Origin of the sequence: Tabrizicola caldifontis, assembly GCF_004762095.1 — a bacterium.
GTDB classification, from domain to species: domain Bacteria; phylum Pseudomonadota; class Alphaproteobacteria; order Rhodobacterales; family Rhodobacteraceae; genus Tabrizicola; species Tabrizicola caldifontis.
Genome location: NZ_SIJH01000014.1, coordinates 129115 through 146139, shown reverse-complemented (window position 1 = coordinate 146139; position 17025 = coordinate 129115). Strand labels below are relative to the sequence as shown.

Below are 17025 nucleotides of genomic sequence, written 5' to 3'. Positions count from 1 at the left end.
TCGCGCCTTGTCTTCAGATTTTCCAGACTTCCACAGCTTCATCCGCCGCTTCCGCCCGTCACCGTCACGCTGCCGCTTCGGTGAGCCGGTATTTACGGAGACCACACACCAGCCGCAAGAGGGAAAAATGCGATTGTCGCAAAATTTTTGCGCAGGACTGAAACCATCACGAAATCTTGGGGTTGGCGCAAGATTGACCACAAGAAACCCCGCTGTTCGGCAATAATCTTGCCAGCGCGTCGCAGAAAACCGCAGTCAGACCGAGGCTGCCGCCCGTCGCGGGCTGCGCGGCACCAGCCGCAGCGCCAAAAGCAGCAGCGCAAGGCCCGCATAGGCGATCACTTCGGCCGTCCAGACCTTCGACAGCAGGACCAGATGCAGCACGCCAGCCAGAATCGCCACATAGCTGAGGCGGTGCAGACGCCCCCAGACAACCGGTCCAAGCCGCCGAATCGCGGAATCGGTCGAGGTCGCAGCCAACGGCAGCATGGCAAGGAACCCGACCATGCCCAGAATCACATAGGGCCGCTTCACCAGGTCTGCCGCCATCTCGGGCCAGCGCAGGCCCATGTCCAGCCAGACCCAGGCCGCCAGATGCAGTGATACATGCACGAAGGCCAGAAGACCCAGCGCCCGACGGAAGCGGATCAGGTTCAGCCCGACCCGACGCAGGGGCGTGACCGCCAGCGAGGCCAGAAGGAATTGCAGGCCCAGTTCGCCCAGACGATGCTCGATCGCCTTGACCGGATCGACCCCAAGGCCCCCTCTGACCGCGGCCCAGACAAGATACGCCAGCGGCAGGCAGCCAAGCCCATAGACGGCCCAGGTCGGCACCCGCCGCACCAGGGCATTCGCACGCTGCATCAGTAATCCACCGCCAGATCCTGCCCGGCGTAAAGCCCGGCCACCTCGGCCTCGTAGCCGTTGAACATCAGCGTGTCCTGCCGTCCGGCGAAAAGGCCCGCGCCTACCCTCCGTTCGCTGGCCTGGCTCCAGCGTGGGTGATCAACCTTCGGGTTCACGTTTGCATAGAAGCCGTATTCCTGCGGCTGCAACATGTTCCACGTCGTGGGCGGCATCCGGTCGGTCAGGCTGATCCGCACGATCGACTTGATCGACTTGAAGCCGTATTTCCACGGGACCACCAGCCGGATCGGTGCGCCGTTCTGCTTCGGCATCTCCTCGCCGTAAAGACCGGTGGCCAGAATCGTCAGGGGATGCATCGCCTCGTCCAGCCGCAGCCCCTCGCGGTAAGGCCAGTTGATGAAGCGCGAGGACTGGCCCGGCATCTCTTCGGGCCGGACCAGCGCTTCGAAAGCCACGAACTTCGCCCCGGACTGGACGCCGACCCGGTTCAGAAGGCCCGCCAGCTCGAAGCCGATCCACGGAATCACCATCGACCAGGCCTCGACGCAGCGGAAACGGTAGATTTGTTCCTCCAGCGGCTGGCCCTTCACCACATCCGCCAGATCATAGGTGCCGGGGCGTTCCACCAGCCCGTCGATCACCACCGACCACGGGTCCGTGGTCAGCGCCCCGGCGTAACGCTTCGGGTCGTCCTTCCCGGTGCCGAATTCGTAAAAGTTGTTGTAGCTGGTGATCTCCTCGAAGGTATTCGGCGTGGCGTCCGTCGAATACCGGCTGGGTGCTGCCTTGATCCGCGCCAGCGCCGGGCCCGCCATCAGCGCAGCCCCCCCACCGGCAATGATCTGGCGGCGGTTCAGCCACAGCTGCTTCGGCGTGACATCAGACCAGGTCAGACGGCGCATTCCAGCCTCCTTCGCTTTCGCCAGACTTGCGTCGAAAGCGGCAAAAGGCAAAGCAATCCACGTCACAAGCGCGGGACAGCGCTGAAACATCCACGGCTTTGCGCCTCACTTCGGATGACCTTTGTTCACATGGTTTTGACTTGCCCGGCAAAAGGTCGCCGGCTTAGCGCGCCGTTTTCAGCGGGCAAGTGTAACTCACGGATTCGTATGGGTGATCCGGCATGGCATCCCGATCATATACCGTTCTGCCAATGACGGCATACCGATCATAACGGGAGTGACACCACATGATCCGCAGAACCTTTCTTGCGCTGACCGCCGCCACCGCCCTGACCATGCCCGCCTTTGCGGACGGACATTCGAAGGACATCGTCGACACCGCCGTCGCGGCGGGCTCGTTCAACACCCTCGCCGCCGCGCTGACCGCTGCCGGCCTGGTCGAGACGCTGAAGGGTGAAGGCCCGTTCACCGTCTTCGCGCCGACCGACGCCGCCTTCGCCGCGCTGCCCGCCGGCACGGTGGAAGACCTCTTGAAGCCCGAGAACAAGGACAAGCTGGTTTCGATCCTCACCTACCACGTCGTCCCGGGCAAGGTCATGTCGACCGACCTGACCGAAGGCATGACCGCCGCGACCGTCCAGGGCGCGAACGTGACCATTACCCTCGAGGGCGGGCCGAAGGTGAACGGCGCCGTGATTTCCGGCCCGGATGTCGAGGCCTCGAACGGCGTGATCCACGTCATCGACTCGGTCATCCTGCCGCCCGAAGGCTGATTTGGCAGACATGGGGCTTGCCCCCCGGGAACGGACACCGCACCCTTCGGGGTGCGGTTTTCATTTCCAGGGCCGGCGCCTTCGGGTATCGCTTGCAAGGAAAAGTCCCGGAGGATCCACCGATGACCGACCGCCTGACCCGCGCCCTTGCCCTGATCGACGCGGCAAACAGCGCCGACCCTACGGCCGAGGAAGGCCTGCCTGCCGCACTGCTTTACGGTCAGCGGATGAGCCGGGAACTCGCGCGCCTCTTTCCCGACGCCTCCGAAATCCTGCAAATCGCCGCCCGTGGCCAGCACATTGAACGCTGGCTGCTGCCCCGCGGGAACTATCCCGACGGGAAAGAGGGCTATCTTGCCTGGCGACGGGAACAGGCCCGCCGCCATGCCGACCGGGTCTCCGATCTCATGGCCAAGGCCGGGTATGGCCAGGACGAATGCGCTCGTGTCGGCGTCCTGTTGCGCAAGGAAGGCCTGAAACGCGACCCCGAGGTGCAGGCGCTTGAGGACGTGATCTGCTTCACCTTCCTGCGCTGGTATTTCCAGCCCTTCGCCGCCAGCCGCGACCCGGCGGAAGTGGCCCGGATCGTCACCCAGACGGCTCGCAAGATGTCGGCCGATGCCCGTGCCCGCGCTCTGGCCGAATTCGCCCTGCCAGAGCAGCTTGCGGCCGCCTTCCGGGTGTGACCGCCCCAGCACTTGCGCCTTGGCAAATGCTTTCGGGGGTTGGAGCTGTGCCCCCCATTGCCCGAGCCGGTTGGCCGGAACGGCCAAGGGCGGGATTGCGGGCCTGCGCCCGCGAGGGTGCTCGATTTCTGTCCCGGGCCCGGACCCCGGGACCGACCCCCTATTACCGGCGTATGCTTCCCCTGATTTCCGGGCTGGGGCAAACCAATGGAAAAGGGCCGGTGCTCCCGCACCGGCCCTTCTCGTTCGACGTTTCCGAAGCTCCCTAGTGGACCACGGCCACGCTGGGCCGCTCGCGGCGGCTGGCCACCACGCGCTCGCCGATGATCAGACCCTCGGGCCCTGCGGTCACGCGGATCGTCGAGCCGTCCATGACCTCGCCGGCCAGCAGCATCTCGGCCAGCGGGTCCTGCAGCTGGCGCTGGATCACCCGCTTCAGGGGCCGCGCGCCGAAGACCGGATCGTAGCCCTCGTCCGCCAGCCAGGCCTTGGCATCGGCATCCAGGTCCAGCGTGATCTTGCGCGCGGCAAGACGCTGTTCCAGCCGCTTCAGCTGGATCTCGACGATGCCGGCCATGTCCGCCCGGTTCAGCCGGTCGAAGATGATCTGCTCGTCCAGACGGTTCAGGAACTCGGGGCGGAAATGCGCCCGGACTGCCTCCATTACCTCGGCCTTGGCCGCGCTGGAATCGGCGCCTTCCGGCAGTTCCGACAGCGCCCGCGCACCGAGGTTCGAGGTCAGGATGATCAGCGTCTGCTTGAAGTCCACGACCCGGCCCTGGCCATCGGTCAGCCGCCCGTCGTCCAGAACCTGCAACAGCACGTTGAACACGTCCGGATGCGCCTTTTCCACCTCGTCGAACAGCACCACCTGATAGGGCCGGCGCCGCACCGCTTCGGTCAGCACGCCGCCCTCGTCATAGCCGACATAGCCGGGCGGAGCGCCGATCAGCCGGGCGACCGAGTGCTTCTCCATGAACTCCGACATGTCGATGCGCACCATCGCATTGTCGTCGTCGAAGAGATATTCGGCCAGCGCCTTGGTCAGCTCCGTCTTGCCGACGCCGGTCGGGCCAAGGAACAGGAAGCTGCCCAGCGGGCGGTTCTCGTCCGACAACCCCGCCCGCGCCCGGCGAACGGCACGGCTGACGGCCTCGACCGCTGCTTTCTGGCCGACCACGCGCTTGCCCAGCTCCTCTTCCATGCGGAGAAGCTTTTCCTTCTCGCCCTCCAGCATCTTCGAGGTCGGAATGCCCGTCCAGCGTTCCACGACTTCGGCGATCTGCTCGGGCCGAACGGTTTCCGACACCAGCATCTCGCCTTCGCGGCCCTCGGCCTCGGCCAGCTTCTTCTCCAGCTCGGGGATGCGGCCGTACTGCAGCTCGCCAGCCCTGGCGAAGTTGCCCTCGCGCTTGGCCTGCTCCAGTTCCGCGCGCGCTTGGTCCAGCTGTTCCTTCAGGCTGCGCGCGGCTTCCAGGGTGTCGCGCTCGGCCTGCCACTTGGCGGTCAGCTCGGCCGACTGCTGCTGCAGCTCGGCCAGCTCCTTCTCCAGCTTCTCCAGCCGGTCCTTCGATGCCGCATCGTCCTCCTTCTTCAGGGCCTCGGCCTCGATCTGCAACTGCAGGATCTGCCGGTCCAGCGCGTCCAGCTCCTCGGGCTTGGAATCCACCTCCATCCGCAAGCGGCTGGCGGCCTCGTCCACCAGGTCGATGGCCTTGTCGGGCAGGAAGCGGTCGGTGATGTAGCGGTGGCTCAGCGTCGCCGCGGCAACCAGGGCCGAGTCGCTGATCTTAACCCCGTGGTGCAGCTCGTATTTCTCCTTGATGCCGCGCAGGATGCTGATCGTGTCCTCGACCGTTGGCTCCTCGACGAAGACCGGCTGGAAGCGGCGGGCAAGGGCTGCATCCTTCTCCACATGCTTGCGGTATTCGTCTAGCGTCGTTGCGCCGATGCAGTGCAGTTCCCCCCGCGCCAGCGCCGGCTTGATAAGGTTCGCCGCATCCATCGCGCCTTCGGACTTGCCCGCACCGACCAGGGTATGCATCTCGTCGATGAACAGGATGATCTCGCCGGCGGCAGCCTCGATCTCCTTCAGGATGGCCTTCAGCCGCTCCTCGAATTCGCCGCGGTACTTGGCCCCGGCGATCAGAGCGCCCATGTCCAGCGCCATCAGCCGCTTGTTCTTCAGGCTTTCCGGCACGTCGCCATTGACAATACGAAGCGCAAGACCTTCCGCGATCGCGGTCTTGCCGACGCCGGGCTCGCCGATGAGCACCGGGTTGTTCTTGGTGCGCCGCGACAGCACCTGCATCGCGCGGCGGATCTCCTCGTCGCGGCCGATGATCGGGTCGATCTTGCCGTCCCGCGCCTGTTCCGTCAGGTCGCGGGCATATTTCTTCAGGGCCTCCATCGTGTCTTCCGACGAGGCGCTGTCCGCCGTGCGGCCCTTGCGGATGTCGTTGATCGCGGCGTTCAGCCCCTGGGCCGTCACCGCCCCCGCGGTCAGCGCGTCCTTCGCGCGCGTGTTCACCAGCGCCAGCGCCGTCAACAGGCGTTCCACCGGAACGAAACTGTCACCCGCCTTCTTGGCGACCTGCTCGGCCTCGTCCAGCACGCGCACGAGGCTCGGGTCGATATAGGTCTGCCCGTCGCCACCCGAAACCTTGGGTAGCTTGGCGATTGCGGCATTGATCGCCTCGTTCACCCGCTCGGGGCTGCCCCCGGCGCGGCGGATCAGGTTGGCGGCCAGCCCCTGGTCATCGTCCATCAGGGCCTTCAGCAGGTGATCGGGCAGCACACGCTGGTGGCTTTCCCGCATCGCGATGGTCTGGGCGGCCTGAAGGAAACCGCGCGACCGCTCCGTGAATTTCTCCAAATTCATCGGCAATTCTCCTCTCATGAAGCGCCCTGACGGCGGTGCCCGGATCTCCAGCGCATCGCAAAGGGCCTTGGGCCACAGGTGGGCGCGGTCCACGGGCTTTGCAATCCCCGTCGGCAGAAAAACCGCCATCGGCAGCTTCCCGCCCCGTCGGCAGGTTCGGCCTTTCTCCGCCGACCCCGAAAGCCCTGCTGCGCCGGTCCCCGCGCATGCCCGGCACCCTGTCGGATCGCGCCTTGCATCCCGCAGGACAACCCCGCCTTCTGGACCTCGCCCAAGGAAGGCATGGCCCATGACTGACGCGAAACTTCCCCTGATCCACAAGGCCCCGGTCGAGGGCCTGACAGTCCATGTCGCCCGCACGGGCCTGTCGATCGGCGATCCTGCCTGGCTGGACCGGCTGGCAGACGGCCGGATCGGCGTCTTCGCCCGGGTTCGCCAGCCACTACTTGGCGTGATTCCGCGTCAGCGCCCGGTCTGCCTGGGCCATCTCGGCCCTGTCGCGGAAGAGATCGTGACCCCTTCGATTGCCCATGGCGATGACCTGCGGGTGCGGATCATCGACCTGGTGCCCGAGCATCTGGCGAACGGCTACCCACCCGAGGTCTATGTCTCGGTCTGGGGGGACCCGCGCCATCTTCATCCGGTTCTGCGACCCTTCCTGCCCGAAGACGCAGATGATATCCCGCCCCCGATCTTCAAGGCTTCCCGGGGGGCCGGTCCATCGCAAGGAAACGGCCTGGGGTAAGCAACCTTCCGGGTTTTCGCAGTCGCCAAACGGCCCGGTCCGATCTGCGGTCCCGGGCGGCTCGGGGCAGGATCACATCCGTTGTCCAGATGCCTCGTCGAACAGATGTGCCTGCCTGGGTGACCAGGTCAGTCGGATGACCTGACCGGGGCGGAAGTCATGCCGTTCATTGAATACCGCGCAAAGCGGCATCCCTGCGACCTTGGCATAGACCTGGATGTTCGCGCCCGTCGGTTCCACCACCTCGACCTCGGCCGCCAGCCCATTGTCATCGTCCGACAGGGCCAGATGTTCGGGCCGGATGCCGAAGACCACCTTGCGGCCGGCCGCGACCTGAGGGGCCGCAGCTACCGGCAGACGACTGCCGTCTGCAAGCGTGACAGCGCCCTGCTCCAGCGTGCCCAGCAGGAAGTTCATCGAAGGCGAACCGATGAAATCGGCCACGAACAGGTTGGCCGGGGTATCATACAGTTCCAGCGGTGTCCCGATCTGTTCGATCCGGCCCGCGTTCATTACCACGATCCGGTCGGCCATCGTCATCGCCTCGATCTGATCGTGCGTCACATAGACCGAGGTCGTTTGCAGCCGCTGGTGCAACGCCTTGATCTCGGTGCGCATGACCACGCGCAGCTTGGCGTCCAGGTTCGACAGCGGCTCGTCGAACAGGAACACCTGCGCGTCACGCACCAGTGCCCGGCCCATTGCCACGCGCTGGCGCTGACCGCCCGAAAGCTGCCGGGGCGAACGGTCGAGGAACTTGGACAGGTTCAGGATATCGGCCGCCTCGCGCACCTTGCGGTCGATCACGTCCTTTGCCGTCCGCTTCAGGCGAAGGCTGAAGCTCATGTTCTCGTAGACCGACATGTGCGGATAAAGCGCATAGTTCTGGAACACCATCGCGATGTCGCGGGCCTTGGCCGGCACGTCGTTGACCACACGGTCACCGATCAGGATATCGCCCGACGAGATCGTCTCCAGCCCGGCGATCATGCGCAGCAGCGTGGATTTCCCGCAGCCCGAGGGACCGACCAGCACGACGAATTCCCGATCGCGGATCTCGAGGTCGATCCCGTGCAGCACGGGCAGCGCGCCGTACCTCTTCGTGACCCCGCGGATGGTGACAGAGGACATCTTTCAACCCTTGTGAAGCAGTCTGGTCATTTGACGGCACCCAGCGCCATGCCCCGGATGAGGTAGCGCTGCAGCCATGAGAACACGATGGCAACCGGAACGGTGGCCAGAACGGTCGCGGCCATGACATGGTGCCATTCGACCTGGTACCGCCCGGCGACCTGCGCATAGATCTGCACCGGCAGGGTAAAGTCCTCGGACGAGCGCATCATCGTCAGCGCCAGCACGAATTCGTTCCAGCTGTTGATGAAGGTGAAGATCGCCGTCACGACCACCGCCGGCACGGCCAGCGGCAGGAAGATGCGTACCAGGCTGGTCAGATGACTGGCCCCATCCATCCAGGCTGCTTCCTCGAGGTCGCGCGGGATCGAATTGAAGTAGCTTTGCAGCATCCAGATGGTGAAAGCCATGTTGAACGCCGCATAGGTCAGCACCAGCGAGTTCAGGTCGTTCACCAGCCCCAACGCCATCATCAGCCGGAACAGGCCCAGCACAAGCACGATGGGCGACATCATCTGCGTCATCAGCAGGAAGGTGCGATAGGCCCCCTTGCCGGCAAAGCGGTAGCGCGACATGGCATAGGCCGCCGGAATCGACAGCAAAAGCGCGACCGCCGTTGCCGCGATGCTGACATAAAGGCTGTTCAGGAGCGCCCCACCGAAGTTGGTCTTGACCCACATTTCCGAGAAGTTCTCCCAGCGGAATTCGGTGAAGCCCCAGGTCGGGGGATAGACAAACAGCTCTTCGCGGGGGCGCACGGCGGTGACGAACATGACGCCGAACGGAAACAGGATCACCACGACCAGCGGCGACAGGATTGCCCAGTAGATCAGGCTGCGGGTCAGCTTGCTGGTCATGCGTCGACCTCCTCTTCCGGGGCGGCATCATCGCGGTCGTTCCGGCTGACCAGGGCGACATACAACATGGTGAAGGCAAGCAGGACCAGGAACATCACCAGCGAGATCGCCGCCGCCTTGCCCAGCTGCCCGAAGCGGAAGGCCAGCTTGTAAAGGTAAGTCACCAGGATGTCGGTGCCATTGGCCGGTCCGCCTTCGGTCATGACCCAGATGATCGGCAGCGAGTTGAAGACGTAGATCACGTTCAGCACGATCGCGATGTTGATGAAAGGCTTCATCAGGGGCAACGTGATGTGGCGGAACTGGTCCCAGCCCGACGCGCCATCCACCACTGCGGCCTCGTAGGCGTCCTGCGGCATCGAGGACAGCCCTCCCAGAAGGATGGTCGTCGTGAAGGGGATCGAGACAAGGATTCCCACCAGGATTTCCACCACAAAGGCGGTATTGGCGGTCGCCAGCCATTCGATCGGCTGATCGATGATGCCCGCATTCATCAGCGTCGCGTTCAGCAGGCCCGCGCGCCCGTTCAGCGCCCAGCGCCAGACCACCGCCGTCATCGTCAGCGAAATCGCCCAGGGCAGCATGATGATGACGCGAGCCAGACCCCGTCCGTAGAAATCGTCGTTCAGGATCATTGCCACCGGCATCGAGATCACGAGTGTTCCGCCCACGACCGCGACCGTCCAGATCCCGGTGCGCCAGAGCGACCCCCAGAACAGCGGGTCGGCAAAGACCTCTGCATAATTGGCACCGCCGTTGAAGCCTGTCAGCTTGCCGAAACGGCTGACGTCCTGCATCGAGGTCCAGGCCAGGTCGATGATCGGATAGCCGATGATGGTGATCGCCAGCAGCAGACCCGGCAGGATCATCATCAGTGGCACGGCTTTCTGGATGCGGTTCGCCATCGTTCCTCACGCCCCGCAACAGTCAGGGCACCCATTCGACTGAGACATGGCAAGAGCGGCACAAGGCCGCTCTTGCCGTTTTCGGGCTCAGAGACCGCGGATCTTGTTGATCTCGGCCGCAGCCGCCTTCAGCCCTTCTTCCGGGGACACCTGGCCCAGATAGATCCGCTGCAGCGTGCGCACGGTCACGTCGGCGATCTCTTCCCAGTTGGCGATGGTCGGCGCGAACTTGGCATAGGGCAGGCCTGCGGCAAAGCCGGCCACATCCGGATCTTCGGTGAAGTGGGGCAGCGCCGCCACGTTCTTCGTCACGGGCAGGAAGCCCTCGCCCATGTCGAACTTTTCGCGCCATTCATCCTTGTAGGCGAACTCGATGAACTTCCAGGCGGCCTCCTTCGCATCGGAATCCGCAAACATCATCAGCGTGTCGGTCACGCCATAGGTCGCCTTGGCCTTGCCTTCCGGGAAGGGCATGATGCGATACTTGAGGTTCGGCGCCTCGGCCTTGATCTGCGGGATCAGCATCGGGAAGGTGAAGATCGTGCCGACCTTGCCCTGCTTGAACAGGTTGAACACGTCCTCGCGGGTATAGTTGGTAGGCGAGGGCTGGGTCAGGCCTTCATCGATCATCTTCTTGTAAAGCGTCGCCGCCTCAAGCGCCTCGGGGCTGTCGAGCCCGCTGGTTCCGTCGGGCTTCAGGATGTCGCCGCCGTGCGTCCAGAGCGCATAGTAGAAGTAGGCGTCGGTCTCGATTTCCTTGCCCTGCAGGCCGAAAGCAAAGGTTTCCGGCAGCGCCGCGATCTTCTTGGAGGCCTCGTAGAGCTCATCCCAGGTCGTGGGCGGGGTGGCACCAGCCTGATCGTACAGATCCATGTTGATCATCATGGCCCGGGCCGAGGCCGCCACCGGCAGGCCCATGGTCTTCCCGTCGATCACGCCGGGCGCCATGAAGGTGTCGATGAACGTATCCTTGAACTCCGGCGTCAGATAGCCGTCGATCGGCTCGGCCACACCCTGCGAGGCGAAGTCAAGCAGCCACCTTGTCCCGATGATCGAGATGTCGGGCGCGCTGCCGCCGGCCACGTCGGTGGTCAGGCGCTGCAGCAGGGTATCCCACGGCACGACCTCGATGTTGATCCTGATGTCGGGGTTCTCGGCCTGGAAGGCGTTGGCCACTTCCTGGAAATAGGGGCCGGTCTTCGAGCTGTATTCGGCGACGGTGAAATCGACGACGGTTTCAGCCAGGGCCGCCGGCACGAAGCCGAGGATGCCAAGACTGAGCGCCAGGGTCGCCGTGGACGTCCGGAACGGATGGGTCATTGGGAGGTCTCTCCTGCTGGGTTTACGGTGGTCGCTTCTCTTCAGAACCGGCTTCTTGCGGCCGATCTTGATGGCTTCACTGTGCAGGCTATGCCGCCTCAAACGAAATTGAATAATCGCATGGGGGTATGTGGTCCCTGCATAATATTGGAAATCAAGGGGTTTCTGCCCTCCGTCCTGAAAGGCAAAGGCGCCCGACTTTGCGGCCGGACGCCCCCAATCCCGCCCGCTTCCCGGCGCGGCTCAGCCGTTCGGCCCCTGCCAGTCATACTCCGGCTCGTAGCCAAGGATCCGACGCGCCTTGTCGATCGACAGCAGCGTGGCCCGCCCGGCGACGGCCGCGCGCATCGGGACGTTGGGGAAGACCTCGGCCATCAGATCCGCACTGTCGCGGGTCATGACCGTATTGGAATTGGCGATGATGAAATGGTCCGCCCCTTCCATGTCGACATGCAGCGCCCGGCGCACCGCCTGCGCGGCATCGCGTGCGTCGATGTAGCCCCAGAGGTTCCATTCGCGGAACCGCGGATTGTCCTGCCAGCCGGCAAAGCGGGCATAGTCATGCGGCTCCATCACGTTGGACAGGCGCAGGCCGATGAAGGTCGTCCCGGGGTTCCAGCGCGCCATCTGCCGCGCCATCTCTTCCGCCAGATCCTTGGACAGCGAATAGGCACTTTCGGGGCGCATCGGATGGTCCTCGTCCACAGGCGCATAGGCGGGCGGGTTCGCCGGACCGAAGGGCAGGCCAAGCGTCGTCTCGGACGAGGCCCACACGATGCGCCGGACCCCCGCACGCAGTGCCGCGTCAAAGACGTTGTAGGTGGACACGACATTGCTGCGGAACGTCAGTTCCTCGGGCGTGGTGTCCGGGACGGGGATCGCCGCCAGATGCACGACCGCATCGGGCGTCCGGAACTGACGGAACGGATGGTCCTTGCCGCCCGTCCACTGCATCGCGTCCATGACCTGCCCGAAATCGGTCAGATCCGCCTTCAGCAGCGGGCAGACCGGATCGGGGGATGCCGCCATGTCCACGTTCAGCACCGTGTAGCCGCGTTCGACCAGATGCCGGCAGACCGCCCGGCCCGCCTTCCCGCTGCCGCCGGTGACGACGATGTTCTTCATTCTGCGGTCCTCCCTGCAAGTTGGCCATCGCTCAAGCAGAACCGTTCCGGCTGCTCCCCAGCGCGTCCGTCGCGGTTCGCGAGCGATGGGCCTTCCTGACAGTAACCCAACCGTAGGGCACAGGCGAATGCGTTTACCGAATGCCGTCATACCGGCATGGCATTGGTTGCGCGCAGCACAGGCGCCTAATCTGGCGACAGAGACGGGGGCTGCCCCGCACGGCAGTCTGCGCTGAACCGCAGGCAGAGGAGGGCGCGCCATGCTGCGCGGCATGTTCGTCTATCCCTGGGATCTTCAGGACGAAGGCACCGCCGAGGTCGCCGCACGGCTGACCGGTGCCGGGCTGAACGCCGTGTCGGTGGCGACCGCCTATCACGCCGGCAAGTTCCTGCGACCCCATTCCCCCCATGGGCGCGTCATCTTTCCCCAGGACGGGACCGTGTATTTCCGGCCCGATCCGTCGCGCTACGGCCGGCTGCAACCGCTGGCCGCAAGTCTGGTTGATGAGCATGATGCCCTGGCCGACCTGACCCGCGCTGCCCCCGACCTTCATGTGACCGCCTGGACCGTGGGCCTGCACAATTCGCGACTGGGCTCCCTGCATCCCGACCTGGCCTGCCAGACACCATTCGGAGATGTGCTGGTGAACGCCCTCTGCCCCTCGCAACCCGAGGTGCGTCATTACCTGACTGCCCTATGCCTTGACACGGCCGCCCAGCCGGGCGTGCGCGAGATCGCGATCGAAACACCGGGCTTCCAGACCTATCGGCATGGCCACCATCACGAATTCGAACTGATCGAACTGACGCCCGCGGCTGAAACGCTGCTGGGCATGTGCTTCTGCCCGGCCTGCCTTGCCCGCGCACGCCAGGCCGGAATTGACGGTCAGGCACTTGCGGCGCAGTCGCGCAACGCGCTGGATGCCTTCCTTGCCGATGACGCCGCGCCCCTGCCCGACCTGCCTTCGGATACGGACTGGGCCGCCTTCCTGGCCATGCGCGCCGATACCGTGACCAGCCTGATCACCGAGATCCGCGCCGCCCTGCCCCGTGACATCGGCCTGTCCGTGATCCCCTCGACCCAGACCCCGAACAGCCTGGCCTGGCGCGAAGGCAGTGATCTTGCTGCCTTGGCCAGCTCGGCGGACAGGCTTGAGGTGACGGCCTACCAGCGTGGGCCGGAAGCCATCGCCGAAGACATGGCCGAGGTTCGCGCCACTGCCGGCCCGAAGGCCCGCCTTGGCTTCATCCTGCGTCCAACCTGGCCGCATGTCACCGGCGCGCCCGAGCTTGCCTCCTGCATCGCGGCCGCCCGCGCCGCCGGGGCGGACCGGATCTCCTTCTACAACTACGGGCACATGCGCCTCCGGTCTCTCGACTGGATTGCCGCGGCCCTGTGACATCCCGACCGGAGGACACCTTGCCCAGACATGACCAGACAATCGCCCTTGTGACCGGTGCCGCCCATGGCATCGGCCGCGCCATCGCCCGGCATCTCTCGCGCGAGGGGGCCTCGGTCGCGGTGATCGATCTTGATGCCGAAGGCGTGGCCGAAACCGCGCGTCTCGTCCAGGACGAAGGCGGCCGCGCCTTTGCCACCGGCGCCGACATCACGGACATGGACGTGCTGACTGCCGCCATCGATGCCTGCGAAGCAGCGCTGGGTCCGATCACGCTACTGGTCAACAATGCGGCCTTTACCGATGCCGGCAATCTGGCCGGGATCGGTCTGGAATCATGGCACAGGGAAATCGACGTCAACCTGAACGGAACCTACCATTGCCTGCGCGCGGTCCTGCCGCGGATGCAGGCCCGCGGCGGCGGGGCCGTGGTCAACATCTCTTCGGTCAACGCGGTGCGCTACTTCGGCAACCCGGCCTACAGTGCCGCCAAGGCGGGCCTGATCAATCTGACGCAATCTGTAGCTTCGGAATACGGCCGCCACGGCATCCGCTGCAACGCAGTCCTGCCCGGCTCGGTGCGCACTGACAACATCACCTGGACGATCCGCCAGCAGAAGGATCCGCAGATCTTCCAGAAACTTGCCCGCTGGTATCCCATGGGCCGCGTGGCCGAGCCCGAGGACATCGCCAAGGCCGTCTCGTTCCTTGGCTCGGACGAGGCAGGTTACATCACCGGCGTATCGCTTCCGGTGGATGGCGGGCTGCTTGCCGGGATGAACGTGATGATCAGCGAATTCATCCTCGAATAGCAGTAGGAAACCCAGGCATGCTCATCATCTCGGAATCCCTTGCCCAGTCACTGGTCAGCGTCGAGGACGCGATCGAGGCCGTCGCCAGCGTCTTTTCCGCCATGGCACGGGGCGAGGCCCGCAACTACCCCGTCGTGCGCGAAGTGGTGGGCCATGCCGATGCGGTCTTTGGCGTGAAGGCAGGCGGCGATATCTCGGCTCCGTTCCTTGGCCTCAAGGCGGGTGGATACTGGCCGCACAACCTTGGCCGGGGGCTGACAAACCACCAGTCCTCGACCCTGCTGTTCGATCCGGAAACCGGCCGGGCAACGGCCCTGGTCAGCGCGAACTACCTGACCGGCATCCGCACGGGCGCCGCATCGGCGCTGGCCACCCGCAGCCTTGCGCGGAAGGATGCCTCGGTGCTGGGCATCATCGGCACCGGCGGACAGTCTCTGCACCAGCTTCGTGCCACGGTGGCGGTGCGACGGATCGACCGCGTCCACGCCTGGGACATGCAGCCCGAAAGCGCAGCGCGCTTCGCAAGGGTCGTGCAGGAGATGGGGTTCGACTGCGTGGCCGAAAGTACCCCGGAAGCCGTCGCCCGCGCGGCCGAGATCATCGTGACGGTCACGCCTTCGCAAAAGCCGATCCTCATGCGCGACTGGATCCGCCCCGGCACCCATATCAGCGCAATGGGTGCCGATACGCGGGGCAAGCAGGAGCTGGATCCCGCGCTGGTCGGCGCGGCGCGGGTCTTTGTGGATGAGGCCGCGCAAGCGGTGAGCATCGGAGAATGCCAGCATGCCCATGCCGCAGGGCTGATCCGCGCGGCTGACCTTGTGCCCCTTGGCCAGGTCCTGACCGGAGCAGCCCGGGGCAGAACATCGCAAGAGGACATCACCCTCTTCGACGGCACCGGGGTTGCATTGCAGGATCTGGTGGTGGCCGATCTGGCAGCAAGGCGCGCACGCGACTCCGGCCGGGGAACCGAGGTTGCCTACTGAATTACCGCTGTCGCGCCTTCCTCCCGCGCGGCAGCAAGAAAGCCCCGCCTGCCCGGCAGGGAGGCGGGGCTTTCGGATGCGGCAGGGCCTGCATCAATCCTGCGGGGGCGTCCAGTCCACCTCGGCGTCGATCGGGAACACCGGACGTGGCATCCTGCGGAAGTCGAACCGCGTGAGAACCGGCGAAGTCAGACCCGGCACATCCACCTCGATCACCTGATCCGGGCCGAAGAATTCGTCGAAGCCCGCGCGGAAATGCCCGCGCGACTTGACCACCACCGCCCGGGCTGCCCTGATGTCCAGCCCCATCATCTCCAGGAAGATCGGATCGGCGCATTGCGTCCTGATCGAGATGACTACCACCTGGATTCCGCCCAGATCCAGCAGCACCGAAAGGCCAAGGTTCATCCGCCGACCGGCATAGAACCCGCGCCGGCCGACGCAATCGCCATCCCGGATGGAAACCACCCGGGCATCCGCCTCGAACCGTTGCGAGAATTCGTCCGGCGGCACCCGGTTGAACACCGCCCGGAACCGCGCGCCCTGCCCAAGCCTTGCGGCCTCCTGCGCAAGGGCCGGATCGTTGATGACACCGACGATCACGCCGGTAGCCCCCGCCTTGTAAAGGGCCTCGAGAATCCACATCGTGTTGCCATTGCCGCCGCCGCCCGGGTTGTCGGACACATCGGCCAGGATAACCGCCGGCAACGAGGGATCCGCCCCCACCTCCAGCACCTTGCGCACGGTTTCATCCAGCGATGTCAGGTGCGGCACGAACCGCTTGTGCTGGCTCCAGGCATGGCGGGCGATCGCATTGGCGACCCGACGCGCGCTGCCATCGCGCTCGCGCGCCGTCACGATGATCGCCAGGCCGTTCTTCGGTGTGTCGCTGTAGGCAAATCCCCCCAGGATCGAGACGTTGGCAATCCTGTCATCCCGCAGCGACTGGCCGAAACGCATGATGTCAGCATAGGGCCCGGCCTCGGTCAGCAGCGTTACGGTCGGCGGCACCAGCGGCAGGCGGACGAAGGCCACTTCGGGCTTCATGCCCGCGAAAAGCTCGTGCAGGATCGACGCCGCGTCGCGCCCCCGATCCAGCATGTCGACATGGGGGTTCGTCTGATAGGCCACGATGGCATCCACGCTTTCCACCATCCGCTCGGACACGTTGCCATGCAGGTCCAGCGTTGCCACCACCGGCACCTCCGGCCCGACGATCTGGCGCACGGCAGCGAAGATTTCCCCGTCTGGATCGGCATTCTCGGTCGTGATCATCGCGCCATGGTTCGAGATGTAGACCGCATCCACCGGCAGCGCCGCTGTCAGCCGGGTGCGGATTTCCTGAATCGCCGTCTCGAAGAAGGCATGGTCCATCGGCCCGCCCGCTTCGACCAGGCCGACAAGGATCGGCACCGGCTGCCAGTTCCCTCGGCTGTCCATCTCGGCCCGGAAACCCCGGATCTCGGTTGGCAGCTTGGGTTCCAGGCTGTACAGATCCTCAAGGATCTCGTCGCCGACCAGATAGACCCGCTTCAGAAAATCGTCTTCACTGATGACCGGGGCGAAGCGGTTGCTTTCGAGCATGAGCCCGAGAATGGCAACTCGGCGGGGCGCGTTTCTTGTCATTTCGTCATTC

Annotated in this window: 15 protein-coding genes; 6 read left to right on the top strand and 9 right to left on the bottom strand. The window is 65.0% G+C overall.

Going from position 1 to position 17025, the window contains the following annotated elements; genetic code table 11:
* Positions 1 to 255: 255 nt before the first annotated feature.
* Both msrQ and msrP read right to left on the bottom strand, forming a co-directional pair.
* Complete coding sequence (gene msrQ, locus EYB42_RS13375) at positions 256 to 864, bottom strand: protein-methionine-sulfoxide reductase heme-binding subunit MsrQ (protein WP_135450623.1); 609 nt, start codon at positions 862 to 864, stop codon at positions 256 to 258.
* Positions 864 to 1769, bottom strand: a complete 906-nt coding sequence (msrP, locus tag EYB42_RS13370; RefSeq protein ID WP_135450622.1) for a protein-methionine-sulfoxide reductase catalytic subunit MsrP — start codon at positions 1767 to 1769, stop codon at positions 864 to 866. The genes msrQ and msrP overlap by 1 nt, the downstream gene beginning before the upstream one ends.
* Positions 1770 to 2056: 287 nt before the next feature.
* Here msrP and EYB42_RS13365 point away from each other — a divergent pair, with 287 nt between their 5' ends.
* Together EYB42_RS13365 and EYB42_RS13360 are read left to right on the top strand one after the other, a co-directional pair.
* Positions 2057 to 2542, top strand: coding sequence for a fasciclin domain-containing protein (locus EYB42_RS13365; protein ID WP_135450621.1), 486 nt, complete (start codon positions 2057 to 2059; stop codon positions 2540 to 2542).
* A gap of 122 nt (positions 2543 to 2664) precedes the next feature.
* A complete protein-coding gene (locus EYB42_RS13360) occupies positions 2665 to 3228 on the top strand; it encodes a DUF4202 domain-containing protein (RefSeq protein ID WP_135450620.1) in 564 nt (187 codons plus the stop codon).
* Between the two features lie 265 nt (positions 3229 to 3493).
* On the opposite strand, the gene clpB is transcribed toward EYB42_RS13360, so the two are convergent.
* Positions 3494 to 6109, bottom strand: a complete 2616-nt coding sequence (gene clpB / locus EYB42_RS13355) for an ATP-dependent chaperone ClpB (RefSeq protein WP_135450619.1) — start codon at positions 6107 to 6109, stop codon at positions 3494 to 3496.
* 289 nt (positions 6110 to 6398) lie between these two features.
* Between clpB and EYB42_RS13350 the strand changes: the two genes are divergently transcribed.
* Entirely contained in the window at positions 6399 to 6854 is a 456-nt protein-coding gene (locus EYB42_RS13350) for a hypothetical protein (protein ID WP_135450618.1), read from the top strand.
* A gap of 72 nt (positions 6855 to 6926) precedes the next feature.
* Here EYB42_RS13350 and EYB42_RS13345 read toward each other — a convergent pair whose 3' ends face one another.
* The 5 genes from EYB42_RS13345 to EYB42_RS13325 all read right to left on the bottom strand — a co-directional run bounded on the left by EYB42_RS13345 (position 6927) and on the right by EYB42_RS13325 (position 12192).
* Positions 6927 to 7985 carry an ABC transporter ATP-binding protein gene (locus tag EYB42_RS13345; RefSeq protein WP_135450617.1) on the bottom strand — a complete coding sequence of 353 codons (1059 nt, stop codon included), beginning with the start codon at positions 7983 to 7985 and terminating at the stop codon, positions 6927 to 6929.
* A gap of 26 nt (positions 7986 to 8011) precedes the next feature.
* Positions 8012 to 8842 carry a carbohydrate ABC transporter permease gene (locus EYB42_RS13340; RefSeq protein WP_135450616.1) on the bottom strand — a complete coding sequence of 277 codons (831 nt, stop codon included), beginning with the start codon at positions 8840 to 8842 and terminating at the stop codon, positions 8012 to 8014.
* Positions 8839 to 9747 (bottom strand): carbohydrate ABC transporter permease, encoded by a 909-nt coding sequence (locus EYB42_RS13335; RefSeq protein ID WP_135450615.1) that lies wholly within the window; start codon positions 9745 to 9747, stop codon positions 8839 to 8841. Before EYB42_RS13335 ends, EYB42_RS13340 begins: the two co-directional genes overlap by 4 nt.
* Positions 9748 to 9834: 87 nt before the next feature.
* Complete coding sequence (locus tag EYB42_RS13330; protein ID WP_135450614.1) at positions 9835 to 11067, bottom strand: ABC transporter substrate-binding protein; 1233 nt, start codon at positions 11065 to 11067, stop codon at positions 9835 to 9837.
* A 243-nt stretch (positions 11068 to 11310) separates the two neighbouring features.
* The gene (locus EYB42_RS13325; protein ID WP_135450613.1) at positions 11311 to 12192 is read right to left on the bottom strand and encodes an NAD-dependent epimerase/dehydratase family protein; all 882 of its coding nucleotides are present in this window, start codon (positions 12190 to 12192) and stop codon (positions 11311 to 11313) included.
* Between the two features lie 259 nt (positions 12193 to 12451).
* Between EYB42_RS13325 and EYB42_RS13320 the strand changes: the two genes are divergently transcribed.
* Genes EYB42_RS13320 through EYB42_RS13310 form a run of 3 tightly spaced genes read left to right on the top strand, consistent with a single transcriptional unit; the run spans position 12452 to position 15389 of the window.
* Positions 12452 to 13591: a hypothetical protein gene (locus tag EYB42_RS13320; protein WP_135450612.1), complete on the top strand. Its 1140-nt coding sequence runs from the start codon at positions 12452 to 12454 to the stop codon at positions 13589 to 13591.
* A 20-nt stretch (positions 13592 to 13611) separates the two neighbouring features.
* Positions 13612 to 14403, top strand: coding sequence for an SDR family NAD(P)-dependent oxidoreductase (locus EYB42_RS13315; RefSeq protein ID WP_135450611.1), 792 nt, complete (start codon positions 13612 to 13614; stop codon positions 14401 to 14403).
* 17 nt (positions 14404 to 14420) lie between these two features.
* Complete coding sequence (locus EYB42_RS13310) at positions 14421 to 15389, top strand: ornithine cyclodeaminase family protein (protein WP_135450610.1); 969 nt, start codon at positions 14421 to 14423, stop codon at positions 15387 to 15389.
* A 93-nt stretch (positions 15390 to 15482) separates the two neighbouring features.
* Here EYB42_RS13310 and EYB42_RS13305 read toward each other — a convergent pair whose 3' ends face one another.
* Complete coding sequence (locus EYB42_RS13305) at positions 15483 to 17015, bottom strand: M81 family metallopeptidase (RefSeq protein WP_135450609.1); 1533 nt, start codon at positions 17013 to 17015, stop codon at positions 15483 to 15485.
* Positions 17016 to 17025: the final 10 nt, after the last annotated feature.

Excerpts from the sequence above, each read along its gene's own strand:
- msrQ (WP_135450623.1), bottom strand. The coding sequence starts at position 864 with ATGCAGCGTGCGAATGCCCTGGTGCGGCGGGTGCCGACCTGGGCCGTC.
- msrP (WP_135450622.1), bottom strand. The coding sequence starts at position 1,769 with ATGCGCCGTCTGACCTGGTCTGATGTCACGCCGAAGCAGCTGTGGCTG.
- EYB42_RS13365 (WP_135450621.1), top strand. The coding sequence starts at position 2,057 with ATGATCCGCAGAACCTTTCTTGCGCTGACCGCCGCCACCGCCCTGACC.
- EYB42_RS13360 (WP_135450620.1), top strand. The coding sequence starts at position 2,665 with ATGACCGACCGCCTGACCCGCGCCCTTGCCCTGATCGACGCGGCAAAC.
- clpB (WP_135450619.1), bottom strand. The coding sequence starts at position 6,109 with ATGAATTTGGAGAAATTCACGGAGCGGTCGCGCGGTTTCCTTCAGGCC.
- EYB42_RS13350 (WP_135450618.1), top strand. The coding sequence starts at position 6,399 with ATGACTGACGCGAAACTTCCCCTGATCCACAAGGCCCCGGTCGAGGGC.
- EYB42_RS13345 (WP_135450617.1), bottom strand. The coding sequence starts at position 7,985 with ATGTCCTCTGTCACCATCCGCGGGGTCACGAAGAGGTACGGCGCGCTG.
- EYB42_RS13340 (WP_135450616.1), bottom strand. The coding sequence starts at position 8,842 with ATGACCAGCAAGCTGACCCGCAGCCTGATCTACTGGGCAATCCTGTCG.
- EYB42_RS13335 (WP_135450615.1), bottom strand. The coding sequence starts at position 9,747 with ATGGCGAACCGCATCCAGAAAGCCGTGCCACTGATGATGATCCTGCCG.
- EYB42_RS13330 (WP_135450614.1), bottom strand. The coding sequence starts at position 11,067 with ATGACCCATCCGTTCCGGACGTCCACGGCGACCCTGGCGCTCAGTCTT.
- EYB42_RS13325 (WP_135450613.1), bottom strand. The coding sequence starts at position 12,192 with ATGAAGAACATCGTCGTCACCGGCGGCAGCGGGAAGGCGGGCCGGGCG.
- EYB42_RS13320 (WP_135450612.1), top strand. The coding sequence starts at position 12,452 with ATGCTGCGCGGCATGTTCGTCTATCCCTGGGATCTTCAGGACGAAGGC.
- EYB42_RS13310 (WP_135450610.1), top strand. The coding sequence starts at position 14,421 with ATGCTCATCATCTCGGAATCCCTTGCCCAGTCACTGGTCAGCGTCGAG.
- EYB42_RS13305 (WP_135450609.1), bottom strand. The coding sequence starts at position 17,015 with ATGACAAGAAACGCGCCCCGCCGAGTTGCCATTCTCGGGCTCATGCTC.